The following is a 22,162-nucleotide window of genomic DNA, read 5'->3' on the forward strand; positions in this document are numbered from 1 at the left end:
TTTTTTAATAAGTAGGCGATATTAAATAACTGTCAATGATGCTTAAGAAGTTCTTTTGTTTTTAATGGGGTTTTTTCTTTTGAGGGGTGTTATTTTATTTATCTTTGTTGTCTGGTGTTAATGATTTTTTTTTAAATTATTTTCTTTAGATTTGCTTCTTTCTTACGAGATAAATGTAAGGTGGTTAAAAAATATATTTTACTGGCGCTTTTGAGTTTATATTGATTTTTTTTATTTAAAACGAATTTGGTTAAATGCAGTAATGCCGTAATGATTTAAAAAGTTGTTTAAACGATATTCAGGAATACCTAAATAGCTATAAATAAACCGGAGAAGAAAAATGGCATTAACTGTAAATACTAACGTTGCCTCTATCAATGCCCAGAGGAACATGATAACCACTCAGGCAGGGCTGCAAACCGCCATGACACGCTTGTCTTCGGGCTTGCGTATCAACAGTGCCAAGGATGATGCGGCCGGCTTGCAGATATCCAACCGCCTGAACTCACAGATCAAGGGACTGGGAGTAGCCATTCGAAATGCCAATGACGGTATCTCCCTGGCTCAAACCGCTGAAGGGGCCATGCAGGAAGTCACCAATATTTTACAACGTATCCGCGAATTGGCGCTACAGTCTGCTAATGGTTCTAACGACGCCGCAGACCGTACGGCCCTGCAGGCAGAAGTCACCGAAATGCGGGATGAAGTTTCCCGTATCGCGGACACCACAACCTACGGTACCAAGAAGTTGCTGGATGGTTCCACTACCATCCTGTCATTTCAGGTGGGTGCCTATGCCAACCAAACGGTAAGTATGAGTTTATCAGACCTGAGGGCCACATCCCTGGGGACAACCACAGGTAAGTCAATGGATCTGAGTGCTGCCGGATATGACAATGCCGTTGTGGGTGCTGTGGCTGAAACACTGACATTTGCTGTAACCAATGATACAGGCACACATACCGTTGATGTTGCTGTAGCCCTTGGTGATGGCTTTACAGAACTGACTGAGAATATAAATGCTGCCCTGAACCAGTATGGCGTTTACGCAGAAATTAACGCGGGTGATATTAAGCTGGTGGCAGAAAATACGGTGACTCAAGTAGATGTTAACAGTAGTGTTGCGGGTGATGCTGGCATTTTCAATACGGCGGTGACCAGTATGACCCTGGGCGCTGCTGATTCTGATAATATTGGTGGTGCACTGAGTACCATCACGGTGACAACCCAGTCTGGAGCCCAAAGCTCCATTGCCATTATTGACCAGGCTATAGCGTCTATTGACTCCCAGCGCTCAACCCTGGGTGCCGTGCAGAATCGTCTTGCTGCCGCTATTAATAACCTTTCTAATGTACGTGAGAGTGTCACAGCTTCCCGAAGCCGGATCATGGATTCTGACTTTGCCGCAGAGACCGCGAATCTTACCAAGTTCCAGATCCTGCAACAGTCTGGTGCTGCCATTCTGAGCCAGGCTAATACCAGCCCCCAGATTGCGCTTTCCCTGTTGCAGTAACTTGGGGACGTATAAATTAAAGGAAGATAAAATGAAGTTTGGTAAGGTGTTGCTGGATCGTAGATCCTACACAATTCAGCACTCGATGAAGTTCTTTGACAAATATATGGTTATATATTTGAAAATAAAACAGCCTCGATATAATGCTGAAGCATAAAAATAGCTAATCTGAGGTAAGTTCTCAATAACTGCTGGATAGCTGCAAAATTCTGATATACATCTATCCTTCCCTCATGCAACCCCCAATCAATCAAGAGCAAGTGTACTCACCTGCGAGATTACTGAATCTTGTTGCTCAGCAGCAAGGGCAGATTACTCAGCAGCAAGAGCAGATAGCGAAGCTTCAAGCGCTTGTTGAGGCACTGCAAGCGCAGATTCGTCGTCTTAAAAAACTGCCGCCAAAGCCTGATATCAGACCCAATACAAAACCAAAAGATGATGGTAAAAAGGGTGATAATGGTCCCGGTGATGACAACGAACCGCCTGATAATTCAGGGAAACGTAAGGTTGAGAAGCCTGGCGAACGAACACGAAAAAATCGCCAACAGCCTGATAAGCCAGCAACAGAAAAAATCATCACCGTAGAAGTATCTGATGTCCCGTCTGGTTCGACACCAAACGGATTTAGCTCTTTTTCTGTACAAGAGCTGACTATTCAGGCGTTCACGGTCGAGTATCATTTGGAGCAATGGCAGACGCCCGACGGACAAACCATCACAGCAAAACCTCCCGAAAGCCTGCATGGACATCACTATGGACCACAACTCCAGTCCTATTTGTTGTACCAGCATCACGGTTGCTCGGTGACTCAGCCGCAGCTGTTGGACTGGTTGTGGGATATAGGAATCTCAATGTCCGCGGGAGAACTTCATCGGCTACTCACTGAAGGTCATACTGACTTTCATGAAGAAAAAGACGCTTTGCTGGCAACAGGGTTCAAATGCTCCCGCTACATCCAGACCGATGACACCGGAGCTAGGCATAAAGGACAAAATGGCTACTGTACCATTATCAACAATGAGCTATTTGCCTGGTTTGAGAGCACAGGCAGTAAGAGTAGGGAAAACTTCCTGAGCCTCTTGCATCGCCCCTGGAAGACTTATTCCGTCACGCAGGACGCCTTGGACTATCTGGAAAAATTTGATTACCCGGAGAAGTGGCTAAGCATCATCAGGCAATACATGGGCGTTACGTTTTTAAACCGGGAAGCCTGGGAAGCAGCCCTTAACGACCATGGGCTAACGGGAAAGACCCGGCGCAAGCAAGCAGCAGAAGCGCTTATTTACAGCAGCTTAATGGCTCATGGTATGGGACACCTGACCACATTCAGTGATGGTGCTCAGCAGTTCAACGTATTCAACCATGCTCAATGCTGGGTTCATGCGGAGCGGGGATTGGCTAAAGTCCACCCGGTCAATGAGCAGCAAGCCAGTGCACAGTACTGGTGTCGTACATGGTTCTGGGCTATCTACAACGATTTAAAAGTCTTCAAGGCCAGCCCCGATAAAAGTAAAGCTCAAAACATACGTCGCGATTTCAAGGCCCTGACTAATACCCAGGTAGACTTTCCTGATTTACAGGACGCACTGTCAGGGCTGGTCGTTATAGAGAAGGAATTGCTACAGGTACTCGATGCTCCAAGCCTTCCGCTCCATAACAACCTGAGCGAAAGCCAAATACGGGAATACGTGAAACGACGAAAAATCAGCGGCGGCACAAAAAGCAAAGCGGGAAGAAAGTGCCGGGATACGTTTGCCAGCCTGAAAAAAACTTGCCGGTTGTACGGTTTATCGTTTTGGCATTATCTGAAAGATCGAATCATGGGCAGTGGCAGTTTTCCCTGGTTGCCCGACCTGATAGAACAAGCATCCAGCGACTTTTCGTGTGGGTTAACCAGCAGTTATTGAGAACTTACAATCTGAGGTGTTTCCGCTTAATTTAGTGTCAGGATTTAAATCATTAAGTGATTTCGATTTTGCTAAAGGGGGTTGTTGGGAGACATTGCTATCTTCTTCAATGGTGTCTAAACCGTATTGGGATTCGAAAAGATTTTCATCTTCTTTAAGCTTATCTAAGCTACCTTTGTTTTTCATGCGCTTCATGGCGCTTCTTTTAATTGTTTTAGATTTGGTGTTTCCCCTATGTGTTTCAGGATTTTCAAATGGTGGGGGTTCCATCGTTTCTGCGCTGTTATAACTTAATTCTTCCAGTTTTTCACCCACATCTTTCATGCACTCCAAGTAATCATTTTCTCTTTCTTCTAAATAATTACGCAATTCCTCTTTTATCAGAATTACATCCTTCTTGGAGGACAGTGATTCTGTCTTGATTGAAAGTTTTTTTAATTCATTGAATGCTGTTTGTAATAAAAGATGACCTGCTTCTTGCTCCTTGCTAAGTAGGTGAAGTGTTAATTGTTCAGGTGTCTTAGGATTCATAACTTCTGGCAGGGTATGTATGTGGACTTCAGATTCTTCTGTATAACGACCCATGAACCATGCAGTGGTTCTGCTGAAAGGTTTAAACTGGTTAAGATTAGCGCCGGTATATCTGGTTTTTTTAGCTTGTTCAATATGTACGTGCAACATTTCTTTTCCTGTAGGGGGGGTGTTAAATTTGATATCTTCAGAATAAACAGTTCTATTAGCTATTTTTTCAGTGACGGTTATACAGGAATTATTTACTAACGGATTATCATTAGAGTCAATCCATACAGCATTTATGCGTTTGGTATGTAAGTCAATAATGGCAAATTTATGATGTTCTTGATTTTGCCGCTGAACTGATTCTTTAAATAGGTCTGTTGTAATAAAACTTTTTAATTTTTCAGGAAGAAGATCTGAGTGATTTGCTGACTCTGGATGTTCGGTAAATTGAGAGACAGGTAATAAAACCGCTTCAGATCCGGGTATATTATCCATTGTACATAGACCTATATGATTAGGAGTCATCATATCAAATAAAGTTTTTGCTTCAGGGCATTCAATGACCGTTAATTCTGTGGGCAATACACTAAAGATCATTTTGGGATTTTCTGAAAAGTAAACTGTAGTTATCTGTAATGCAGCTTCGCTTTTGGTGATCTGGATCAGTCTTTTATCATGCATTGGCGTTTTATCCGCTTTTTGAACAGGATATGATCCTGGTGTTTTCAGGGGCGGAGGGATAAAACCGGGAGTGACAGGGGCTGTATCCGTTTGTGGATAGGTTATTACAACACTTGATTCGGGGATTGCCACAAAGGGAATTTTAGACAGTTCTTGAAATTCATTGCGATATAAAATGCAAGGGTGCAGTCCACCCTCAGTATCCCGAGGTATGTTTACATGTATGGCAAATACAAAATGCGGCTCTAGTTCTCCGTTTTCCTGTTCATAGTAGGTTGAGTTGAATGATACGGGAAACTTGTTAAAGTCCGGGGTGTCAGGGCGCACATAACCCAGTATTGATGCATAATCATCTATTCGAATCTGGAGTTTTGGATTGCATTGATTCTCTGAAAAAGGTGTGGGGAGCCTGTACACACTGTGAAGTGTTCCTTCAACACTAATATAGAGTCGATATGAGATAACTGCATAACCAAGGGGTGATAGAAAAAAAGAAAACAAGAGCAATAAGGTGGAGTATCCAAGAGCAGATTTGGTAGTATATTTCATAATAAGTGAATGATTAAGCATAAAAAATCAGGGATGAATATCTGTCAGTATTAATTCGAGTGTGCGCCATCTTCAGAAGCATAATTAGCGGCTCCTGACAATTCTTCTGGAGAAATAGAGGTGGTACGTCTTCTTTGTCTTCTTTGTTGCTGATTTTCTCTTTTTGAGTCACTAGGTTCTTTTTCTTCTGTTAGTGAAGACGACATTGAAAGGCTATTTTTTTCACCCAGCACAACTATTGCTGAAGGAGATGAGGGAGGTGTGGTTTTAGGTTGATTATCGTCAAGTGCTTTTTGATCTTTCAATGGATGATCTTGAGAGTGTTGTGATGTATTAAATTTTTGCTGTAGTTCCTGTATAACCCTTTCTGATTCTACTGTTCTTTGCTCACCAAATGAACGTCTTGTTTTTAGCAGGTTTATTTTTTGATCAACCTTTGACTCCAGGTTATTAAGTTCCTTCTTTAATTCTTCTAGGTTTGATTCTTTCTGTTGTTTCTGTATTTTTTTTAATTCTTCGATTTTAGATTCTAATTCAATTGCTTTTTCTTTTAATTTATTGCTGGTGATTTCTAGTTTTTTTTGTTGTTTCTCCTGTTCAGTTCGTGATGCAGTGTTGTTGATTTTTTCACTTAATTGCTGTATTTCAAGTTGGACGGACTCAAGCTTTTTTTCAAGGATTTCGACTGATTCTAATTTATCACTGTTATCCTCTTGCTTTATTCTTATGGCTTTGAGTTCATTTTCTAGTTGAGTGATCTGTTGTTGATCGGAAGAGGTTTTTTGTATGACGAATAACCGGATTCGATGAAAAAAATCTGAGGATTCCTCTAAATCACTTGTATCACTATCAGATTCGATACCTATAGGGGGAGACCAGGAGGGTGTTTTTTTTCCTGTTATTTCATACCATGACTTGAAGGGATTAAACCAGCTACATTCTGGCGAGAAAGTTTCATCAGTACAATACTCAAAGTCCTGTTGGTAAGGAGTATCTTCAACTTTGAATAGTCGCATTTTGGAGAACTCTTCAGATAGTATAGGTGGTGTAACTAAATATTTTGAGAATTCCTTCTCATCAGAGCCTTTTCTTCGGGTGTAAATATTGATTTCAGTGGAGCCATGATTCTCAGATAAACTTTGTTGAATGGCTAATTGCATGGTTTCTCCCGGAAGAAAAATAACTTTCGCAACATCTGCCTCCCTCTCAGTGCTATCCATATATTGTTCAAATAATTGAACAGGATCATTTCCTGTTATTTTTTTGGCTGATTCTTTTTGTTGGTAATGTACTTGCCTGATAGGTTTACTGGTTGATTTAAATTCGGTGTATAAAGTGCCATCCGGAGTATCAGTCATTAAGGTATCTAGTGAATCATTTTGAGGTGGAGTTGATGTGAAGACAAGCGTTGTGTAGGTATCTGGTTCCAGAAATGAGATGGATGCTTGTTGAGAGACTGTGCCATGCTTTATTAATGTTTGTAACTGATCTGTTTGGGATAATTTCCTGGCTTTATGACAAGAGCCTGAAGCGTATTGAAAGTCAGCTGTTCTTGGTCGATGGATAGCTAATAATTGGGAGGAAGTTGGATTATCCTCTGTAGCTGTCGGTATTTGTTCAATAATAAGCCCCGGTTTAGGCATCCAGCGATGAAATTTTTGATCGGTAATATCTTTAAGAGCAATGTACTGGCTTCCATTAAAGATATGAGGATCAACCCTCACTACATCATCTGCCGGTATGTCAATATGCAGGGTGTGTAATTGAACCCTTTCCATTATGGGAGACTCTGAGTCTGAAGCCGACTTTAATTGTGAATAACAAAGGCCTGTTTTCATTTTTAATCCTTTGTATGGAGCTGATCTTCTCAGAGTGCCTGTCATTGAGTCAAGATCTGTAACATTGACAGTAATATTGGGGGAGGGGGTAAAGTTTGCGTTATTTATTTTAGATGAATGAAGGTTATAAATCCCTATTAGTGTTACATCATCGTCTGTAGTTGTTGTTAATACCAGTTGGTGGAAGACGAGGGTAGCATATGAGGGACTGGTCGTCATAATCAGGGAATAAAAGAATAGTAGCAGGTGGCTGATAATCGCCATGGGTGAATGTTTCATGGTGAGTTTGCTTAAGAAGTCTGAGAGGGTGATACGAAGATTTGATTAAAGATTAGTTCATAAGTAAAAAAAGGGTTGGAATTTTTAATAAGGAGGCTATTGCTATTTATATCCATAGGGAAATAAAGGCCACCTTTAGAATTTAAGGCTATTGATAGGATTTGAGTTATTTATTATCTCATCCCTGGCTATCCCCTTGGCGTGTCCCAGTCACTCGGTTAAAATGCCGCCTCCCCAAACCAAGCGGTATTCCTTAGCTGATGAGTCGTAACCGAGACATTCCCCCAGAAAAACAGGCTTACCGATGGCTGATGACACGGGTTCGTCCTGCCCGGAATTGGCTGACCCTTTCTATTCTTTTGGGCCTGCTCAATGGTGTTTTATTGCTGGTTCAGGCCAGTTTGCTGGCTGATATAGTTCATAAGCTGATTATGGAAGGCATTCCCCGGGATAGGCTGGCCACTGACTTTCTTCTGTCTATTGCTGTGGTTCTATCCAGGGCCAGCTGTGCCTGGGGGCGGGAGCAATGTGGCTTTAAGGCGGGTGTCCAGGTAAGAAGAGCGATTAGAAAAGCCGTTTTGGATAAGCTTCAGCGCCTGGGACCCTTAGCGGTTTCCCGACAGACGGTAGGTGGTTGGACAACGGTGGTTGTTGAGCAGATCGAGGAACTACAGGAGTTTGTGGCCCGGTATTTGCCCCAAATGGCACTGGCCGTTCTGGTACCACTGGTGATGCTGGTGGTGGTGTTTCCTAAAAACTGGACTGTAGGGTTGATATTTTTTGGGACTGCACCGTTAATTCCCCTGTTTATGGCATTGGTGGGTATCAAGGCGGCAGAAGCCAACCGGAGAAACTTCAAGGCCCTTGAGCGGCTGGGCGGTTTTTTTCTGGATCGCTTGCAGGGGATGGAAGCCTTGCGATTATTTCGCAGGACGGCAGCCACTCAGCGGGAATTAGGTGAGGCTAGTGAAGATTTCCGACGGAAAACCATGGAAGTGCTTCGGTTGGCCTTTCTATCGTCAACGGTGCTGGAGTTTTTTGCCTCAGTCTCCATTGCCCTGACAGCGGTTTATCTGGGCATGAACTTCCTGGGATATATCAATTTTGGCGATTACGGTAATGGCGTCACACTGTATACGGCACTGTTCTTATTGTTATTGGCGCCCGAGTTTTACCAGCCATTGCGGGAGCTTGGCACCTTTTATCATGCCAAGGCCAAGGCGGTAGGGGCGGCAGAATCTGTTCTGGACATTATGGCGCAGCCTGAACCTGAGGAGCACCAGGGGTGTCGCTGCTTTGAGGACAGGGGGGCAGTATCTATTGAGGCCAGGCAGTTGTCGGTGCTTTCCCGGACCTCGGATAAGCCATTGCTGGATGATCTGGATTTTTCTATAGCTGCCGGTAGTCGTGTGGCAGTGATAGGCCCCAGTGGTGCCGGTAAAACCACATTAATTAACACCTTAATGGGGTTTTACCCCTTTAAGGGCAGGTTACTGGTGAGTGGCCAGCCATTATCTGGTCTTGATCTTTCCAGCTGGCGGGACGGTTTGGCCTGGCTGGGACAGCTGCCCTTAATTATTGAAGGCTCGGTCAGGGAGAATGTTGCCTATGGACGTGATTTAAGCCGGGATCAGGTCATCGATGCCCTGACCAGGGCTCAGGGTATCGATATTCTGGATGGTTTGCCAGGCTGGCTGGATAGTCCACTGAGGGAGCAGGGGGGGAATTTGTCAGTGGGACAGGCTCAGCGAATTGCCCTGGCGCGGGCTATCGCTACCCCAGTGAGCCTTTTGATTCTTGATGAACCCACCGCGAGCCTTGATCTTGAAAGTGAAAAAAGGGTTTTGGCGGCTCTGGATAAAGTTTCCAGAGATACAACGGTTATTACGGTGACTCACCGAATCAACCAGATTATGGCCATGGACCAGGTGTTAATGATAGACGGTGGTCGCCTGGTGGCAGTGGGAAATCCTCAACAATTAATACGGGTGGATGGTCCCTTTAAAACATTTATTGAGGGGCAGGGCAGGAGTCTCGACAATGCGTGATTTATGGCTGTTTCTGAAGCTGTATGGCCGTCACCGGTTGTTGCTGTTGCTGGGTATATTACTTGCTGTGGTGACGCTGGCGGCCAGCTTGGGGTTGTTAGCCCTGTCAGGGTGGTTTATTACGGCATCCAGTATTGCCGGGTTATCCGTTGCCAGCGCCAAGTTATTTAATTTTTTCACGCCGGGAGCCGGGGTCAGGGGCTTTTCTATCTTAAGAACGGCCAGCCGGTATTTTGAACGACTGGTAAGCCATGATGCCACCTTTCGTTTACTGGCCTGGTTGAGGGAATGGTTTTTCAGTAAGTTAACACCTTTATCCCTGGGGCAAATCAGCCGCTATCGAAAGGGCGACCTGCTAAACCGTTTGGTGGCTGATGTGGATGCCCTGGATCAGCTTTACTTGCGGTTATTAAGTCCAATGGTATCAGCGGTAATGATCAGTGTATTGCTTGCTGCATTTTTGGCGTGGTTCAGTCCGGTTCTGGCGCTGTTTTCGCTGATGGTTATGGTGTCCTGGATTTTGCTGATGCCAGTTCTGTTCTATCGGTTGGGTAGTAAAACAGGGGCTTCTTTGGGAAACCGGCAAAGGGATCTTCGGCAGCAGGTGCTGGATCATCTACAAGGGATGGCTGAAGGATTGATTTATGGCTATCACCATAAAAGCCGGTCATTGTTACACAAAACCGAAGCAGCCATGCAGGATGATCAGCAACGAATGGCCCGATTAGAGGGGTTCGGGTCATTTCTGTTTGTTGGTGGGGCAGGGTGCGCAGCGGTGGGAATGTTGTGGCTGGCCAGTGGCGAGTACCAGCTCCAGCATATTTCAGGCCCGGTCATGGCGCTAATGGTATTTGCCATGCTGGCAGGTTTTGAAGCATTGATGCCCCTGCCTGGTGCCTTTCAATTTTTGAGCTATACCCGGCAAGCTGCGGTGAGACTCAGGGAGGTGATTGATGAGAAACCCATGGTGTTTCCGGAACAGGAGGAGCGCTTTAACCTCAAGGGACATGTGCGTTTTGAGGAAGTCAGTTTTGCCTATCAACAGGAGCATCCAGGTAAGCGGCAGATTGTTTCTAATTTATGCCTGGATATACTGCCGGGCGAGCATGTGGCTCTGCTTGGAAAAACCGGCTGTGGCAAATCCACATTAATACGGTTGCTAAATCGGGGAGTAGAGCCTGACTCCGGTGATATTTTGCTGGATGGACGACTTATCCAATCATTTACCGAAAAGACACTCTATAAATCGGTTACTTTCATTCCCCAGCGGACACATGTTTATAGCGCCAGTTTCAGGGATAACCTGTTATTGGCAGCCCCGGATGCCAGTGACCGGCAGCTGGTTGATGTGATCATCAAAACAGGGTTGGAAAAGCTGGGTGGTGGCGCTTATGAAAATACTGCGGATCTTCTGGATTTATGGGTTGGCCATGGTGGATTAAGCCTTTCCGGTGGGGAACAGCGTCGGTTAGCGGCTGCTCGCGCCTTGTTAAAACCGGCACCGGTTTTGATCATGGATGAACCTACTGAAGGGTTGGATACAGACAGTGAGCAGGCATTGATGAGAACGGTACTGAAATCATTTAGGGACAGTGCAGTCATTATGATCACCCATAAGAAAGTAGTACTGGAACAGATGGATACAATCTACCAAATGGATGGTGGCAAGGTTGAGTGTGTCAGTTATGAGCGCATGTCTGAAAATAGTGCTTGAAAAATAGTCATTTGCCCATAGGATGAAAGGTAAATGATAAGTAGCAAAATACAGGTATATGAAAAAATTTAGTACGCTAATGAGCTTGGCAGTTGCTGTTGCCCTGGTGTTTGCCCCAGCCGCTGATGCCAAAAGGATGGGCGGCAAGAAAATGGGGCGGACTTATAAAACCGCCCCCGCACCCGCAAAAAAACAACCGCAGTCTGGTAATACTCTTAAGGAAAGCAGTTCAGCTTCCGGGCAAAAAGCAACGGATCATACACGGCAGTCATCCCAACAAACCATGAATCAGGGAACCCGGGCACAGCCGCAGAAATCATCTCGCTGGGGGATGCTGGGTGGTGCTTTGGCCGGTTTGGCAGCTGGTGGCCTGCTGGCTTCACTGTTCGGTGGTGGTGCCTTTAGTGGCTTTCAGGGACTTGACTTCCTTGTATTGATACTGCTGGCTGCCGGTGCCTTCTTCCTGTTCCGTAAATTTAAACAGAAAGGAGTATCAACGACGGGAACAGGGTATCACCCTCAGAATGATGTCAAAAAATCATTTTCCCATGACTATCCAGCGAAAGAACCTGTATTGCAATCCAGTAACGGGTTAGATACAGGCGTTTTGGAAGAAAGGCTACAGGAGCCTTCTGTACCACAATCTACCAGCGGGATTATTGGCGGGGGTGATGTACCTCTGAATTTACCGGGTGGCTTTGATCAGGAGGCTTTCCTTAAGGGTGCCCGTGATCATTATCACCGGTTGCAGCGGGCCTGGAATGACAATGACCTGGGTATTATGAAAGAGTACCTGGCGGCAGACCTGTACGAGCAATTGGCGGCTGAACGGAGTCAGCTGAAAGGAAAGCAGCATACAGAAGTGCTATATATCGATGCCAGCCTTGTGAGGGCGGATTATACTGCAAGGGTTGCGCAGGTCAGTATCAGGTACACCGGCCGTTATCGGGATGAGGTTGAGGGTGTTGAAGAGGGCATTAATGATATATGGCACCTTGAGCGAGATATCACTGAGGCAAATGCACCCTGGTATATTGTCGGAATGGAAAATGCTTCCTAAACTAAAACTCGTTTGAAAACCGGATATTTCTGACCTGTGCATTAAGCGAAGCGATTACTAAAGCGCGCCCATCACAGTGCTATCAAATTGGGCGCGGCTTAGCCCGGATATTTTATAAACACACTCCCGGCCTTTGCAGCTCCCGGCAACGCAAGTGCAGTTTTCAAGAGCCATAAAGCCCGGCGTAATTTTGAGGGCAGTTTTGCAATATCCGGACTACGTATATCTCCAGGGAAAGGGGCTTGTAATTGTCCGGTATTGCTTATTCCCGGATACTTTTTGTGGGGTTGGTAAGATGGCCCAAACGGTTCCTAGCTTTTCTTGTACATGAATTAAATCTGCTTTTCTGCCATACCGTAAGTAACATTCCATATAGATGGATGCATTATTTAAATTGGCCCAGGCAGTGAATATTTCATGGAGTTTATTATAGCGCAAAGACCATCGGTCACTAATAGCAATCCAGCGGTTGTAAATTATATCATGGTCTTTACTAAATGCCGGTTCCCAGTTTTTTTTCTTGAATTTGATAGGGTGAAAGTCTCATATTGACCACAACTAAACACTGCCACCTTTCTCTGGGAATGGTATGACATTGCTTGTAGCAGCCTTGGTGACTTTCCCGCAATAAGTTGCAGCAAATAACTTCCAGCCATTTTCAAACCAGTGGCTCTGAACTAATGACCGAAGCGTCAATACGCCCTGACCACCCGGATTTCGCCAGCGCATACCTGAGCACTTCATCCGCTGGGTAACCAAGGTTTTACAGGCTGCCTCTACCACACCAGAGCCGATCGGAAGGTTATTCGACAAGTGTTCAGCATAGCGCATACGCTGGCGATTTTTTCTGAAATACTCCAGCTCGGTCTTTAATTTTGAGCGGCGCGGATGCTTTTTATGCTGATAAGCCAGGGCTTTAATAATGCGCTCAACCCCATCGAGTTCCTCTTTTAGGACGTGTCGGTAAGTGACAAACTTTTCTTTGGACTTGATGCTGTTTTCTCCATAAGCCTGGTCAAATGCTTTCTTCAGGTGATCGGCTGCGTGGTAGTAATCAATAACCTCAACACCCGCTGGTAGTTCCCGGGAAAGGTATGACCAGTTGTCCTTGGCGCCATCAGCGACTTTGACCAGTGACAGCTGTGGCTTTTGTCGCAACGCTTCTTGCAATAGTGCTGACAAAGACTGCTTGAGTGTGAGTTTTTTAGTTTCTGGCATTCGTCCTATGCGGACTGTTGATAAACGCTCCCCCTGTTGATCGTAAAACGACAAAGTTCCGCAACTGGCCTCCTTGCAACCTGTTGGCCCTTGAGTCCGTTTGCCTTCAGAAGCGCTCCTGGCTCGCTTTTCTACTCGTTTGCCATCTTTCATGGGCAGCATAACGCCATCCAGGGAGGCGGCTACTGTGACCGCATTGGTGGGCACGTTAAGTTTCTCAATAAGCATCTCTTCAAAAGGCTCACGGTGCTGTTCCCACTGAGTATTAAATTGCCTGGGGAAACGAGCAAGACTGCTTTCTGAGGGAGACATACCTCCCATGAGATCAAGGAGGCTTTTTGCTTCACCGGGAGACATTTGAGCAACAACCCAGGCAGCTTGCTTTGCAGCCCGAGGCGTCCAGAAGCCTTCCACGATCCCGGCTTTCAACTCCATGGGCACGATACACGGCTCTTTGCCGTTACGGTAAAGTGTTCGCATAACCCGGACTGAACCAACCGCTGTCTGGTAGGTTTTATAACTGCGCAACACCTGCTTATAAGTGATCCCGCTGACCTCAATAGCTGGGGTATCAATATCAAGCTCAGCCAGCGCCTCTGCTAAAAAATCTTGCTGAGCTTGATTAAAGAGAGCATTAACGGTCTGCTCAAACTCTTCAAAGTGCCTGATAGGATTGCCAGACTCTCGCAGAGCCTGCAATTGGTGGCCTAACCGTTGAATCGCATCACAAGAAATGGTGGCGGCTTCAGTCCGTAGCTGACATACTTCCATGGGGCGGCCTCTCACTGGCAAGGTGTTGTGTGCTATCAACATCATACCTGTGATTGGCTGCCTTCTGTTTAAGCATTGAAAAAATAGCTGCCTACTACTTTCCCCGGTTGGCAAGCTGAAGAAGCTCGGTCAATTTGAGACTTTCACCCATTTGATATAACTGCAGTAATCATCGGGAGAGTATTGTTGAAAGGCTTGAGCCAGCTTTTTAGTATGTTTCTCCAGTGCTTTAGACCATTCTTCTTCGGCCATTCTGGTTTCTTTAAGTAGGTCATAGTTTGGTTTCAAATAAACTGGATGTTCGGCCAGTACGAGAAATCTACTTCTTGATCTAACGATCAGATAGCTATTGAATGATACATTTACTCTATTATAAAGAGAGTACTGGTCTTTAAATCCCTCTCCCTATGAAGTACGTCACTACAATCACTGATGAAGCTGTTTTATTAACTTTGAAATTCGCCAAACACTACGGACCTCTGAGATGTATAAGGGAAAGAGCCCATAGCCTTTTATTGAGCAATCGTGGCTTTACCCTTGAGCAAATTGCCGAAATACTTGAAATTAGATATCAAACTGCTTCTCAGTGGATTGATGATTGGGAAGAATATGGTATTCGTGCCTTGTACAAGGGGCATGGTGGCGGTAGGCCGTGCATATATGACGAATCCGAAGTGCAACGCATAAAAGAATTAGTGGCTGAAGAGCCTCGTCGCTTATCGTATGTCAAATCCAAGATCGAGGATGAAACCGGTAAATCTTCATCAAAAATTACTCTGGCAAACATTGTAAAAAAGCAGGGCTGGTTTACAAAAGACTCCGTAAATCATGCAAACATAAACGGGACGAAGAGCAATTCCATGACTGTAAAACTGCTCTGAAAGATGCCCAGGAAGCCGAGAGCAAAGGGTTAATCAATTTATTTTATTTTGATGAGTCCGGCTTTACCCAGGAACCTTGTGTGCCATACGGTTGGCAGGAAAAAGGAAAGCAGCTCAGAATACCATCAGTCAAAAGTAAACGCATCAACGTACTGGGGTTTATGAACCGAAGCTGTGAGCTATTTCATTATCCTGTTGTGGGTTCAGTGAATAGCGATACGGTGATTGCGGCCTTTGATGACTTTGCAGAGAAAATGGCAGATGAAAAATACAGCTCAAATGATCGTTACACGGTAGTTATGGTGGATAATGCCAGCATTCACACCAGCAAAAAGTTTTGTGCCAGAATTGATGACTGGATGATTGAAAAGAAATTGCTGGTCTGCTTTCTGCCAACATATTCACCTGAGCTCAACCTGATTGAAATCCTGTGGAGGAAAATAAAGTATGAATGGCTCAACCTCTTGTCAATCAAGAGCTTTGCGGAATTTGAAAAAGAAGTTGAACGGGTGCTTTTTTCATTTGGAGAGGAGTATATGATCTCATTTTCTAATACTGTCCGACTGGATGGTTAAATTATTCGAAAGCAATCTATACACTACTTATCGGTCAAGACAACCTTGGTTTTACTTTCAATAAACGGGTGATTATTGGCGACACTGTTGGCAGGGAAAGAGAGAGTAAAAAACAGGGTGATAATACTGCTGATCAGTATTGTTGAAAGGCTTGCAGCGTGAGGCTTGTTATTCATGGATGAGGAGGCACATTGATAAGTGTATTAGCATCATGGTGCTCAAACTGTAAATCTGATTGGCTTGATTATCTATCGTGACTAGTAGCACAACTCACCCTACTAAACGCAGCGGCATTGTTTTTTATCCCTAGGTGCTATTACTGTTCATTGTAGGGGGATTTGCTCACTGTTAACTTTATTACTCCTCTCGTTCCCGATACCCCGAGGGTGTGACAGCCTCGGAACCCTGGGAACGAATCTAACGTTGCAGCCTGGAGAGATATGTTTTTTAGCCCATAGTGGTATTAAGCTTTCCCCTTCATTATTTGTTCGCAAAGCAGGCTCCCGTCTTTGTCCAATGGCGTTTCCAATAGCCAGCGTAGAGGTGATACCACCGGGCTGGTGGTGAACCGAACCGATGTTTTTAAAATGGCTGACAGGGGAACGTTAAGGCTGAAGTCCTCAAATTGACCGGTGACCTGAATTGGGGTTTGCAGGCTGAAAATCTGGGCCTTTTTTGATCTGGGGGTTAAGTAAACGTTCAGGGTTTTGTTGGCAAAGTCCGCCTCAACCTCGCCACCCACCTGAATTCTGGAGGTATCAAGCAAGACTTTTTTCTGTTGCATTTGGCCCTTTTTCATCACAAAAGATCCCGCTGTACAGTTCAGCAGGGATTGATTGTCCTGGTTGAAAGCAGGCATTACGGCATCCACCAGGCCGATGGCCCAAAGGTCGATAATGCCTGCCTCAAACTGTTTTGGCCAAACGGCAAACCTCAAATTTCCAGAGGCATTGTCCATTAAGGTATCCGGTGTCTCACTTCGACTGTTAACATCAACTGCCAGGCTGACCATGCCTTGCATATCGGAGTCCGGTTTGATCCTGCGCGCCAGAATGCCGTAGTCAAAGTGATCTGCCCCACCATTGAGGGCTATATCAAACTGGTGGTCAACGGCCTTAACCACACCGGCAAAGTCTATTTCCCCTCCAGGCAACATAACCTTCAGGGGTTCAACAGTCAGTTGCCCATCTTTCAACTGCCAATGGAGCTGGCCTGCGCCGAGCCAGTCATTACCGGAACGTACTTCATCCACATCAAGCTGGAAATTAGCATTCATAAGTTGCAGGCTGTCCGGGCTTAGAAAAGGTGCCGGCTTATTACTCTGTGCTAATTGTTTTTGATGCTCGTCGGGTTCAGATTGGTCTTCAGCAGGTAGCCAGGCCTGCCAATTCTCAACAGCAAAATCATCAATCTGTATAAAGGGTGCTTTCAACTTCAGGTTAAAGTTGGTTTTATCCTTATTGGACTTTCCGGGAATAATGCTTCCATTGCCGTTTAAATAGCTATGATTCACTTTAACCATAAGCTCTTTAAGCCGGTAGCCCTGACTGTCCATAGAGAGGTTTCCTGCCAGGGTTATAGGGCCGTAGGGTGGCAGATCCACTTTCATGAACCGGTTGAAACGACTGAGGTTGGGGGTGAATCCATGTATGGCAAGGTCGACCTGTTGCCTGTTAATGGGTAGGGCTATTGATGACTCGGCGTTAAAGATCATATCACCGAGCTTGATATCCAGGGTGACAGGGAACTTATTGCGTCCATCATTGGCTTCCGCCAGAGATATAGCGTCCAGGGTAATAGCCAGTGGTAAGGAGTCAACCTCTCCATTAATAATCAGCTGTGTTGCTGTTTCAGGCCCGGTGATAAATGATCCTCTGTTAATGGCAATAGGGAAACTTTTTCCGGTGTAACTTTCAAACAGGTTCCAGGTGCCGCCTGCCAGTTGTGCATCAATGGAAGCTTGATCCATCAATTCCTGCAAGGTTCGACCTTTCAGCTGAATGCCAATTTTTGCGGAATCCAGGGTCATGTCCAGATTATCAGTAACACCAAAGTTAGCCATCATCTGACCAATATCCGGTGTTGTGACAGAGAGGTTGAATCCAGCCTTGATCAGTCTGTCCCGGAGATCCAGTTGCATATTGCCCCGGTAGTTACCACCGGCATAATAAGCTGAAAAGGGAGACTGTTTGAGCCAGCCATCACGAATTTTCCCCTGGAGCTGAACCTCTTTTATTACCTGGTTGGACCAGTTAATGGTATCAATGCCAAAGTTTAAGTCAGCATCAGCAATGGCTATGCTGGAAGACAAAATGGGCAGATCCAGTTCTAATCCATGGGCTGCTATTTTAGAAGCATCAGATTGAGGATATTGGTCAGGACTGTTAGCAGGTGGTGAACCGACCCAATCGGCAATTTGCGTTAGATTTAACGTCTTAAACCGGGCGTCCATGAAGAGATACATTTTTTCCGGCTCAGGGCGCCAGCGAACGGTCAGTTTGCCTGTGCTATCCATTAATTGCATGGGCGCTATGGTAAGCAGGGCCTGCTCACCATCAGTGCTGAGCTTTCCTGTGAGTTTTAGTCTGCCTTGCTCTGCGCTGTTGGTTCCCAGCCAGGGATTCATTTTATGAATGTTCTGGCTGGTTACATCAAGATTAAACCAGCTGCCTTTTATCCAGCTGCCTGCTGCCAGCTCACCCTTGGCCTTAAGGGTGAGAGCTGGGCTGGAAAAGTCAATGGCCGTGTGCCAGGTTTTCTTTTGGATAAGTTCCAGTAAAGTGCCGGATGAAACCCTCAGACTGGCGGGCACTGACATGAGCTGGCCGGATACACTGATATCGGTATTTCTGGTCATACCCGCCTGAAAAGTGGCCTGGTCAATAGCCCATGATCCCTGTTCTCCCCATTTTAACCGGGTATCTTTCAGATTAAACTCCAGCTGACTATTACCAATCCATTCCTTAAGTTTGGTGCCCTGGGTTGACAGGCTTAACTTGGCCTTGTCAAGATGGCCGTGAGCCCCTTTTATGCCGCTAAGCCAGCTGGCCATGGTTCCCAATGGGGCATCATTGGCTTCAAGATCGATATTAACCGTTGATACCCAGCCCCGGCTGTCTATCCTTGCTTCACCTTTAAAAGGAACTTCAGCAATATCTGCTGTCATTGGTGCGGATAATAAACCCTGTTCCCCTTTGATATTGAGAGAAATATTATTGATATCAGTGCCGAGTCCCTTGATTTCATGGAGTTCCATGGCGATATGGGTTGAAGTGTTCACCAGCCATTTATCCAGGGCCATCTGTAGGGGGGATTTAACCCGGGGCGCTGCACCGAAGAAAACCGCCTTGGGTTTTGGCTGTGCAGCAGATTGAATCCATGGGCTGAAATCCACCTGTGGAATGGTGAGTTGTCCATCAATGGTATTGTGCTCTCCCAGCTGAAGGTCCAGCTTTCCGGATGCCTGTGCCATCGGGCTATTGAGCTGTAATTGTGAAACAGACAGGTTGTTTTTTCCCAACATTATCCGGCTTTTCAGCGATAGCGGAGCCATTGGTGCTACGTCAAGCCCCAGTAGCGCCTGTAATGGTTGGGTGTTTTCCCAGTTCAGGTTGATGCTTAGCTGACTGTTTCCCTGTTTAAAAGGCACGATATCTGTCTCGACCTGGAGTTGGGCACCTGCGAATTTTCCAGTCAGCTTCAACTCAGCGGAGCTATTATTGATGAGTTGGTCAATTCCACCGTAAACACTGAGATCATAGGGTTGCCCCATGACTTTTCCGTTTGCCTTTAATAGCCAGTCATGGTCTTTTTGTTGCAAATCCATAGTGGCCAGGGACCAGTCAAAGAAGGTACCGCTGGATTGATCCTGGAAGAGGAGTTGAATATTTTTTGCAGTAATGTCCTCTGATAGCACTAGCTTATAGGGAAGCAGGCCTTCATCAGAAGGTGGATTAGTTGTTTTTTGGGGCGTTTCATGGGTTGAAAAAAAGACCCAGTTGGCTTTTCCCTGACGACTCCTAAGAAGGTTAAGTCGGATATTTTCTAGTTTGGCAGAGTCTATTTTTAATGTTTTGGTGACCAGGGGGAGTACTGAAATTCTGGCTTCCACCGTACCCACCTCAGCCATAGGCTTCCATTCATAACCTTTCATATTAGCCAGCTTGATGCCGGAAAAATAAAAGGAGGGCGAGAATGAAAGGGTCAGTTTCATGTCACCTGCTATGGTGACATCCCTTTGCAGTGAGTGCGTGAGCCATTGTGTGATCCGGGTTCTATAGGGGCTTAAGTCCAGCTGGATACCGACAGTGAGAGTAACCACCAGGACAAAGACTACTCCCGATACACAGGTTAAAAGGGTTTTTGAAAAAGACGGCTTGGGCAGTCTTCTTTTAGAGGATTTCTGGGTAGGGGAGTCTGGCATAACAGCACGCTAGGCAGGGGTAACGGATGAAATTGAACGAAAGCTCAGTCATTTTATCCCTATCTTACCACAGGTGAAAAAGACATAGGCTTTTGGTATTGATCAATATAGTGCCGGTTTTATAAACCACCTGAAATCCCGGTCAGGCTTATTTGGGCAAAATCTCACGGTTTTTCAAGAAAATCCCAGGCAGCTTACACGGATGGTCACCACTTAACCGCATCGGATGAATCCTGTAACTCCGGCTGGGGCAATCTTGATTTTGGGGAAGGGGTTATTATCCTTTTTAGTTGTGGTTTCGGTATTTACTTACTTGCGTGCAATCTATTAACTGGTCAAAGATTGGAATTTCTATAGAGGCTGTTCTGGCCTGAGTTTGTTGTAAATATTAATTATTAAGCAGATTGTTTATTCAGGATTCAATCCATGTATAAGAAGCAGCTTTGCGGGTCATCTCTGGCACTGTTTTCTGCATCTACCTATGCCTTATTGCCGGTGTTTACCACCCGAGCCTTTGAAACAGGGCTTGAAATAAATACGCTGTTATTTATGCGATTTATTATTGCTGCATCATGCAGCTATTCCCGTGACATCAATTAAATCACTGCAACAGCAAGGCTTACAGTAAATTCCAAATGGAGTGATTTCGCACAAAATAACGTCTACTTTTGATAGGGATACTTTATCAATGGCTGTCTCTCATGGCTTATCCATTCCAAAAAAGTCGTAAGCATCTTTGTGCAAACAGTTTAATTACTACGATTTCTGAAAGTTATGAGCAAATTCCAGATGTCCGACCAAACAAGGATTCCAGAAAAATAACAATACATGATGCCTCCATGTCCGCTTTTGCCATGATGCATCTCAAGTACCCATCGCTCCTCTCGTTTGAGCGTGATAAAACAGAGCAAGAAGTAAGGCATAACCTTGAGCACCTGTATCAGATAAAAAAACGTGCTCCCTGTGATACCAGTATGCGGGAAATCCTGGATCCAATAGATCCCGTAGAGTTCAAAAAGCCTTTTAAGACATTGCTGTCTAACGTCCAAAGGGGCGGATTACTGAAGGCATTCGAATTTCACTGCGGGAACTTGAAAAATCACTACTTGCTCCCGATCGATGGAACTGGGCTATTTTACTCCTGCAATAATAAAAAACCTTGTCAGGAGTGCTGTACTAAAAATAAGGGAAAGGCCAACGAAGCTCACTACCACCAGTTAATGGCAGCATGCATTGCTCACCCGGATCAAAAAACAGTCTTGCCATTGGCACCGGAAGCCATAGTTTGCCAGGACGGTTCGACCAAAAATGACTGTGAAAAAAATGCCATTAAACGGTTGTTTGCCACCATACGAGAGCATCACCCACGTCTAAAGTTCGTTATTCTTCTGGACAGTCTTTATGCTGACAACCCCACTGTCCAACTGATTAAGAGTTATGGCTGGCATTACATCATTGTCGCGAAAGATGGCAACCATGCCTCGCTGGTTGAAGCGATGGATGAGCTGGATAAAGAAGGAAAAGTTCACCGTGCTGAAAAAGTTAATGAAGAGACTGGAATTAAGTGGTGGTTTCGCTATGCCAATGACGTCAGGCTGAACAAGGCAAAATATGCAGAACAGGTTAATGTGCTTGATTTTGTCGAAACCGATAAAAAAGGTAAACAGCATATCTGGTGCTGGGTGACTGATATTCCGCTTAACGAAGAAACCATAGAACCCGTCATGAAAGGAGGGCGCTGCCGATGGCATATTGAGAACCAGACGTTTAACACCCTGAAAAATCAAGGCTACGATCTCGAACATAACTACGGTCACGGTGAGAAGCACTTAGCCACAAATCTGGCCTATCTGACGATGCTTGCTTTTCTCGTAGATCAAATACAGGAACTGTGCTGTCCCCAGTTTCAGGAAGCTTTAAGAACCCGCTCAAAAGGAGTCCGTATAGCATTATGGAAATGGATACAGGGCTATTTTTTGCATTGGCTGATAAAAACGTGGGAGGGGCTTTTTTACACAGTAACTCATGGTATTGAAGAGAAAAGGGTGATTCCATTCGATACATCATAACCGGCCATATCGTAGCTACGTTCAGGGGTGACATTTTTTCTTTAAAGCTCCGCTTTGTTAATTGGCGGCTCAGTTTTGATCGGCTTCATTATTTTTGCTGCCTTATTGTCAATACCA

At 45.2% G+C, this 22,162-nt stretch carries 15 protein-coding genes and 1 pseudogene; 10 read left to right on the forward strand and 6 right to left on the reverse strand.

Annotated features, from left to right (window positions below; all coding sequences use genetic code 11):
- Window positions 1-340 precede the first annotated feature (340 nt).
- The 3 genes and pseudogenes from MJ595_RS15140 to MJ595_RS15150 all read left to right on the forward strand — a co-directional run.
- Window positions 341-814, forward strand: a pseudogene (locus MJ595_RS15140) (flagellin); the annotation flags it as partial.
- A gap of 54 nt (window positions 815-868) precedes the next feature.
- Window positions 869-1,513: a flagellin gene (locus MJ595_RS15145; RefSeq protein WP_263322518.1), complete on the forward strand. Its 645-nt coding sequence runs from the start codon at window positions 869-871 to the stop codon at window positions 1,511-1,513.
- A 233-nt stretch (window positions 1,514-1,746) separates the two neighbouring features.
- Entirely contained in the window at window positions 1,747-3,420 is a 1,674-nt protein-coding gene (locus MJ595_RS15150; RefSeq protein WP_263078486.1) for a transposase, read from the forward strand.
- Here the strand turns inward: MJ595_RS15150 and MJ595_RS15155 are convergent.
- Both MJ595_RS15155 and MJ595_RS15160 read right to left on the reverse strand, forming a co-directional pair.
- Window positions 3,403-5,190 carry a hypothetical protein gene (locus MJ595_RS15155; RefSeq protein WP_263078804.1) on the reverse strand — a complete coding sequence of 596 codons (1,788 nt, stop codon included), beginning with the start codon at window positions 5,188-5,190 and terminating at the stop codon, window positions 3,403-3,405. The genes MJ595_RS15150 and MJ595_RS15155 overlap by 18 nt on opposite strands.
- 29 nt (window positions 5,191-5,219) lie before the next feature.
- Complete coding sequence (locus MJ595_RS15160; RefSeq protein WP_263078805.1) at window positions 5,220-7,286, reverse strand: hypothetical protein; 2,067 nt, start codon at window positions 7,284-7,286, stop codon at window positions 5,220-5,222.
- Between the two features lie 260 nt (window positions 7,287-7,546).
- On the opposite strand from MJ595_RS15160, the gene cydD reads away from it, so the two are divergent.
- From cydD to MJ595_RS15175, 3 genes are all read left to right on the forward strand, one after another.
- Window positions 7,547-9,334 (forward strand): cysteine/glutathione ABC transporter permease/ATP-binding protein CydD, encoded by a 1,788-nt coding sequence (cydD, locus tag MJ595_RS15165; RefSeq protein ID WP_263078806.1) that lies wholly within the window; start codon window positions 7,547-7,549, stop codon window positions 9,332-9,334.
- Entirely contained in the window at window positions 9,327-11,048 is a 1,722-nt protein-coding gene (cydC, locus tag MJ595_RS15170; RefSeq protein ID WP_263078808.1) for a cysteine/glutathione ABC transporter ATP-binding protein/permease CydC, read from the forward strand. Before cydD ends, cydC begins: the two co-directional genes overlap by 8 nt.
- Before the next feature lie 79 nt (window positions 11,049-11,127).
- Window positions 11,128-12,108 (forward strand): Tim44-like domain-containing protein, encoded by a 981-nt coding sequence (locus MJ595_RS15175; protein ID WP_263078809.1) that lies wholly within the window; start codon window positions 11,128-11,130, stop codon window positions 12,106-12,108.
- Window positions 12,109-12,666: 558 nt separating this feature from the next.
- On the opposite strand, the gene MJ595_RS15180 is transcribed toward MJ595_RS15175, so the two are convergent.
- On the reverse strand, window positions 12,667-14,142 hold the full coding sequence (locus MJ595_RS15180; protein ID WP_263078810.1) for a hypothetical protein: 1,476 nt from the start codon (window positions 14,140-14,142) through the stop codon (window positions 12,667-12,669).
- 84 nt (window positions 14,143-14,226) lie between these two features.
- Complete coding sequence (locus tag MJ595_RS15185; RefSeq protein ID WP_263078811.1) at window positions 14,227-14,349, reverse strand: hypothetical protein; 123 nt, start codon at window positions 14,347-14,349, stop codon at window positions 14,227-14,229.
- Window positions 14,350-14,504: 155 nt separating this feature from the next.
- On the opposite strand from MJ595_RS15185, the gene MJ595_RS15190 reads away from it, so the two are divergent.
- Together MJ595_RS15190 and MJ595_RS15195 are read left to right on the forward strand one after the other, a co-directional pair.
- Window positions 14,505-14,978, forward strand: coding sequence for a helix-turn-helix domain-containing protein (locus tag MJ595_RS15190; RefSeq protein ID WP_263078037.1), 474 nt, complete (start codon window positions 14,505-14,507; stop codon window positions 14,976-14,978).
- Window positions 14,900-15,553 carry an IS630 family transposase gene (locus MJ595_RS15195; RefSeq protein WP_263322427.1) on the forward strand — a complete coding sequence of 218 codons (654 nt, stop codon included), beginning with the start codon at window positions 14,900-14,902 and terminating at the stop codon, window positions 15,551-15,553. The genes MJ595_RS15190 and MJ595_RS15195 overlap by 79 nt, the downstream gene beginning before the upstream one ends.
- 23 nt (window positions 15,554-15,576) lie before the next feature.
- Here MJ595_RS15195 and MJ595_RS15200 read toward each other — a convergent pair whose 3' ends face one another.
- On the reverse strand, window positions 15,577-15,729 hold the full coding sequence (locus MJ595_RS15200) for a hypothetical protein (protein ID WP_263078812.1): 153 nt from the start codon (window positions 15,727-15,729) through the stop codon (window positions 15,577-15,579).
- 287 nt (window positions 15,730-16,016) lie between these two features.
- Entirely contained in the window at window positions 16,017-19,976 is a 3,960-nt protein-coding gene (locus MJ595_RS15205) for an AsmA family protein (protein ID WP_263078813.1), read from the reverse strand.
- Between the two features lie 426 nt (window positions 19,977-20,402).
- Here MJ595_RS15205 and MJ595_RS15210 point away from each other — a divergent pair, with 426 nt between their 5' ends.
- Both MJ595_RS15210 and MJ595_RS15215 read left to right on the forward strand, forming a co-directional pair.
- On the forward strand, window positions 20,403-20,576 hold the full coding sequence (locus MJ595_RS15210) for a hypothetical protein (protein ID WP_263078814.1): 174 nt from the start codon (window positions 20,403-20,405) through the stop codon (window positions 20,574-20,576).
- Window positions 20,577-20,677: 101 nt separating this feature from the next.
- Window positions 20,678-22,045: a transposase gene (locus tag MJ595_RS15215; protein WP_263078002.1), complete on the forward strand. Its 1,368-nt coding sequence runs from the start codon at window positions 20,678-20,680 to the stop codon at window positions 22,043-22,045.
- Window positions 22,046-22,162: the final 117 nt, after the last annotated feature.

The sequence above is a fragment of the Endozoicomonas sp. Mp262 genome (assembly GCF_025643335.1).
Taxonomy (GTDB): domain Bacteria; phylum Pseudomonadota; class Gammaproteobacteria; order Pseudomonadales; family Endozoicomonadaceae; genus Endonucleibacter.

What these genes read in the sequence shown, in the direction of transcription:
- MJ595_RS15145 (WP_263322518.1), top strand. Translation starts at nt 869, where the DNA reads ATGGATCTGAGTGCTGCCGGATATGACAATGCCGTTGTGGGTGCTGTG.
- MJ595_RS15150 (WP_263078486.1), top strand. Translation starts at nt 1,747, where the DNA reads ATGCAACCCCCAATCAATCAAGAGCAAGTGTACTCACCTGCGAGATTA.
- MJ595_RS15155 (WP_263078804.1), bottom strand. Translation starts at nt 5,190, where the DNA reads ATGCTTAATCATTCACTTATTATGAAATATACTACCAAATCTGCTCTT.
- MJ595_RS15160 (WP_263078805.1), bottom strand. Translation starts at nt 7,286, where the DNA reads ATGAAACATTCACCCATGGCGATTATCAGCCACCTGCTACTATTCTTT.
- cydD (WP_263078806.1), top strand. Translation starts at nt 7,547, where the DNA reads ATGAGTCGTAACCGAGACATTCCCCCAGAAAAACAGGCTTACCGATGG.
- cydC (WP_263078808.1), top strand. Translation starts at nt 9,327, where the DNA reads ATGCGTGATTTATGGCTGTTTCTGAAGCTGTATGGCCGTCACCGGTTG.
- MJ595_RS15175 (WP_263078809.1), top strand. Translation starts at nt 11,128, where the DNA reads ATGAGCTTGGCAGTTGCTGTTGCCCTGGTGTTTGCCCCAGCCGCTGAT.
- MJ595_RS15180 (WP_263078810.1), bottom strand. Translation starts at nt 14,142, where the DNA reads ATGATGTTGATAGCACACAACACCTTGCCAGTGAGAGGCCGCCCCATG.
- MJ595_RS15185 (WP_263078811.1), bottom strand. Translation starts at nt 14,349, where the DNA reads ATGGCCGAAGAAGAATGGTCTAAAGCACTGGAGAAACATACTAAAAAG.
- MJ595_RS15190 (WP_263078037.1), top strand. Translation starts at nt 14,505, where the DNA reads ATGAAGTACGTCACTACAATCACTGATGAAGCTGTTTTATTAACTTTG.
- MJ595_RS15200 (WP_263078812.1), bottom strand. Translation starts at nt 15,729, where the DNA reads ATGAATAACAAGCCTCACGCTGCAAGCCTTTCAACAATACTGATCAGC.
- MJ595_RS15205 (WP_263078813.1), bottom strand. Translation starts at nt 19,976, where the DNA reads ATGCCAGACTCCCCTACCCAGAAATCCTCTAAAAGAAGACTGCCCAAG.
- MJ595_RS15210 (WP_263078814.1), top strand. Translation starts at nt 20,403, where the DNA reads ATGTATAAGAAGCAGCTTTGCGGGTCATCTCTGGCACTGTTTTCTGCA.
- MJ595_RS15215 (WP_263078002.1), top strand. Translation starts at nt 20,678, where the DNA reads ATGGCTTATCCATTCCAAAAAAGTCGTAAGCATCTTTGTGCAAACAGT.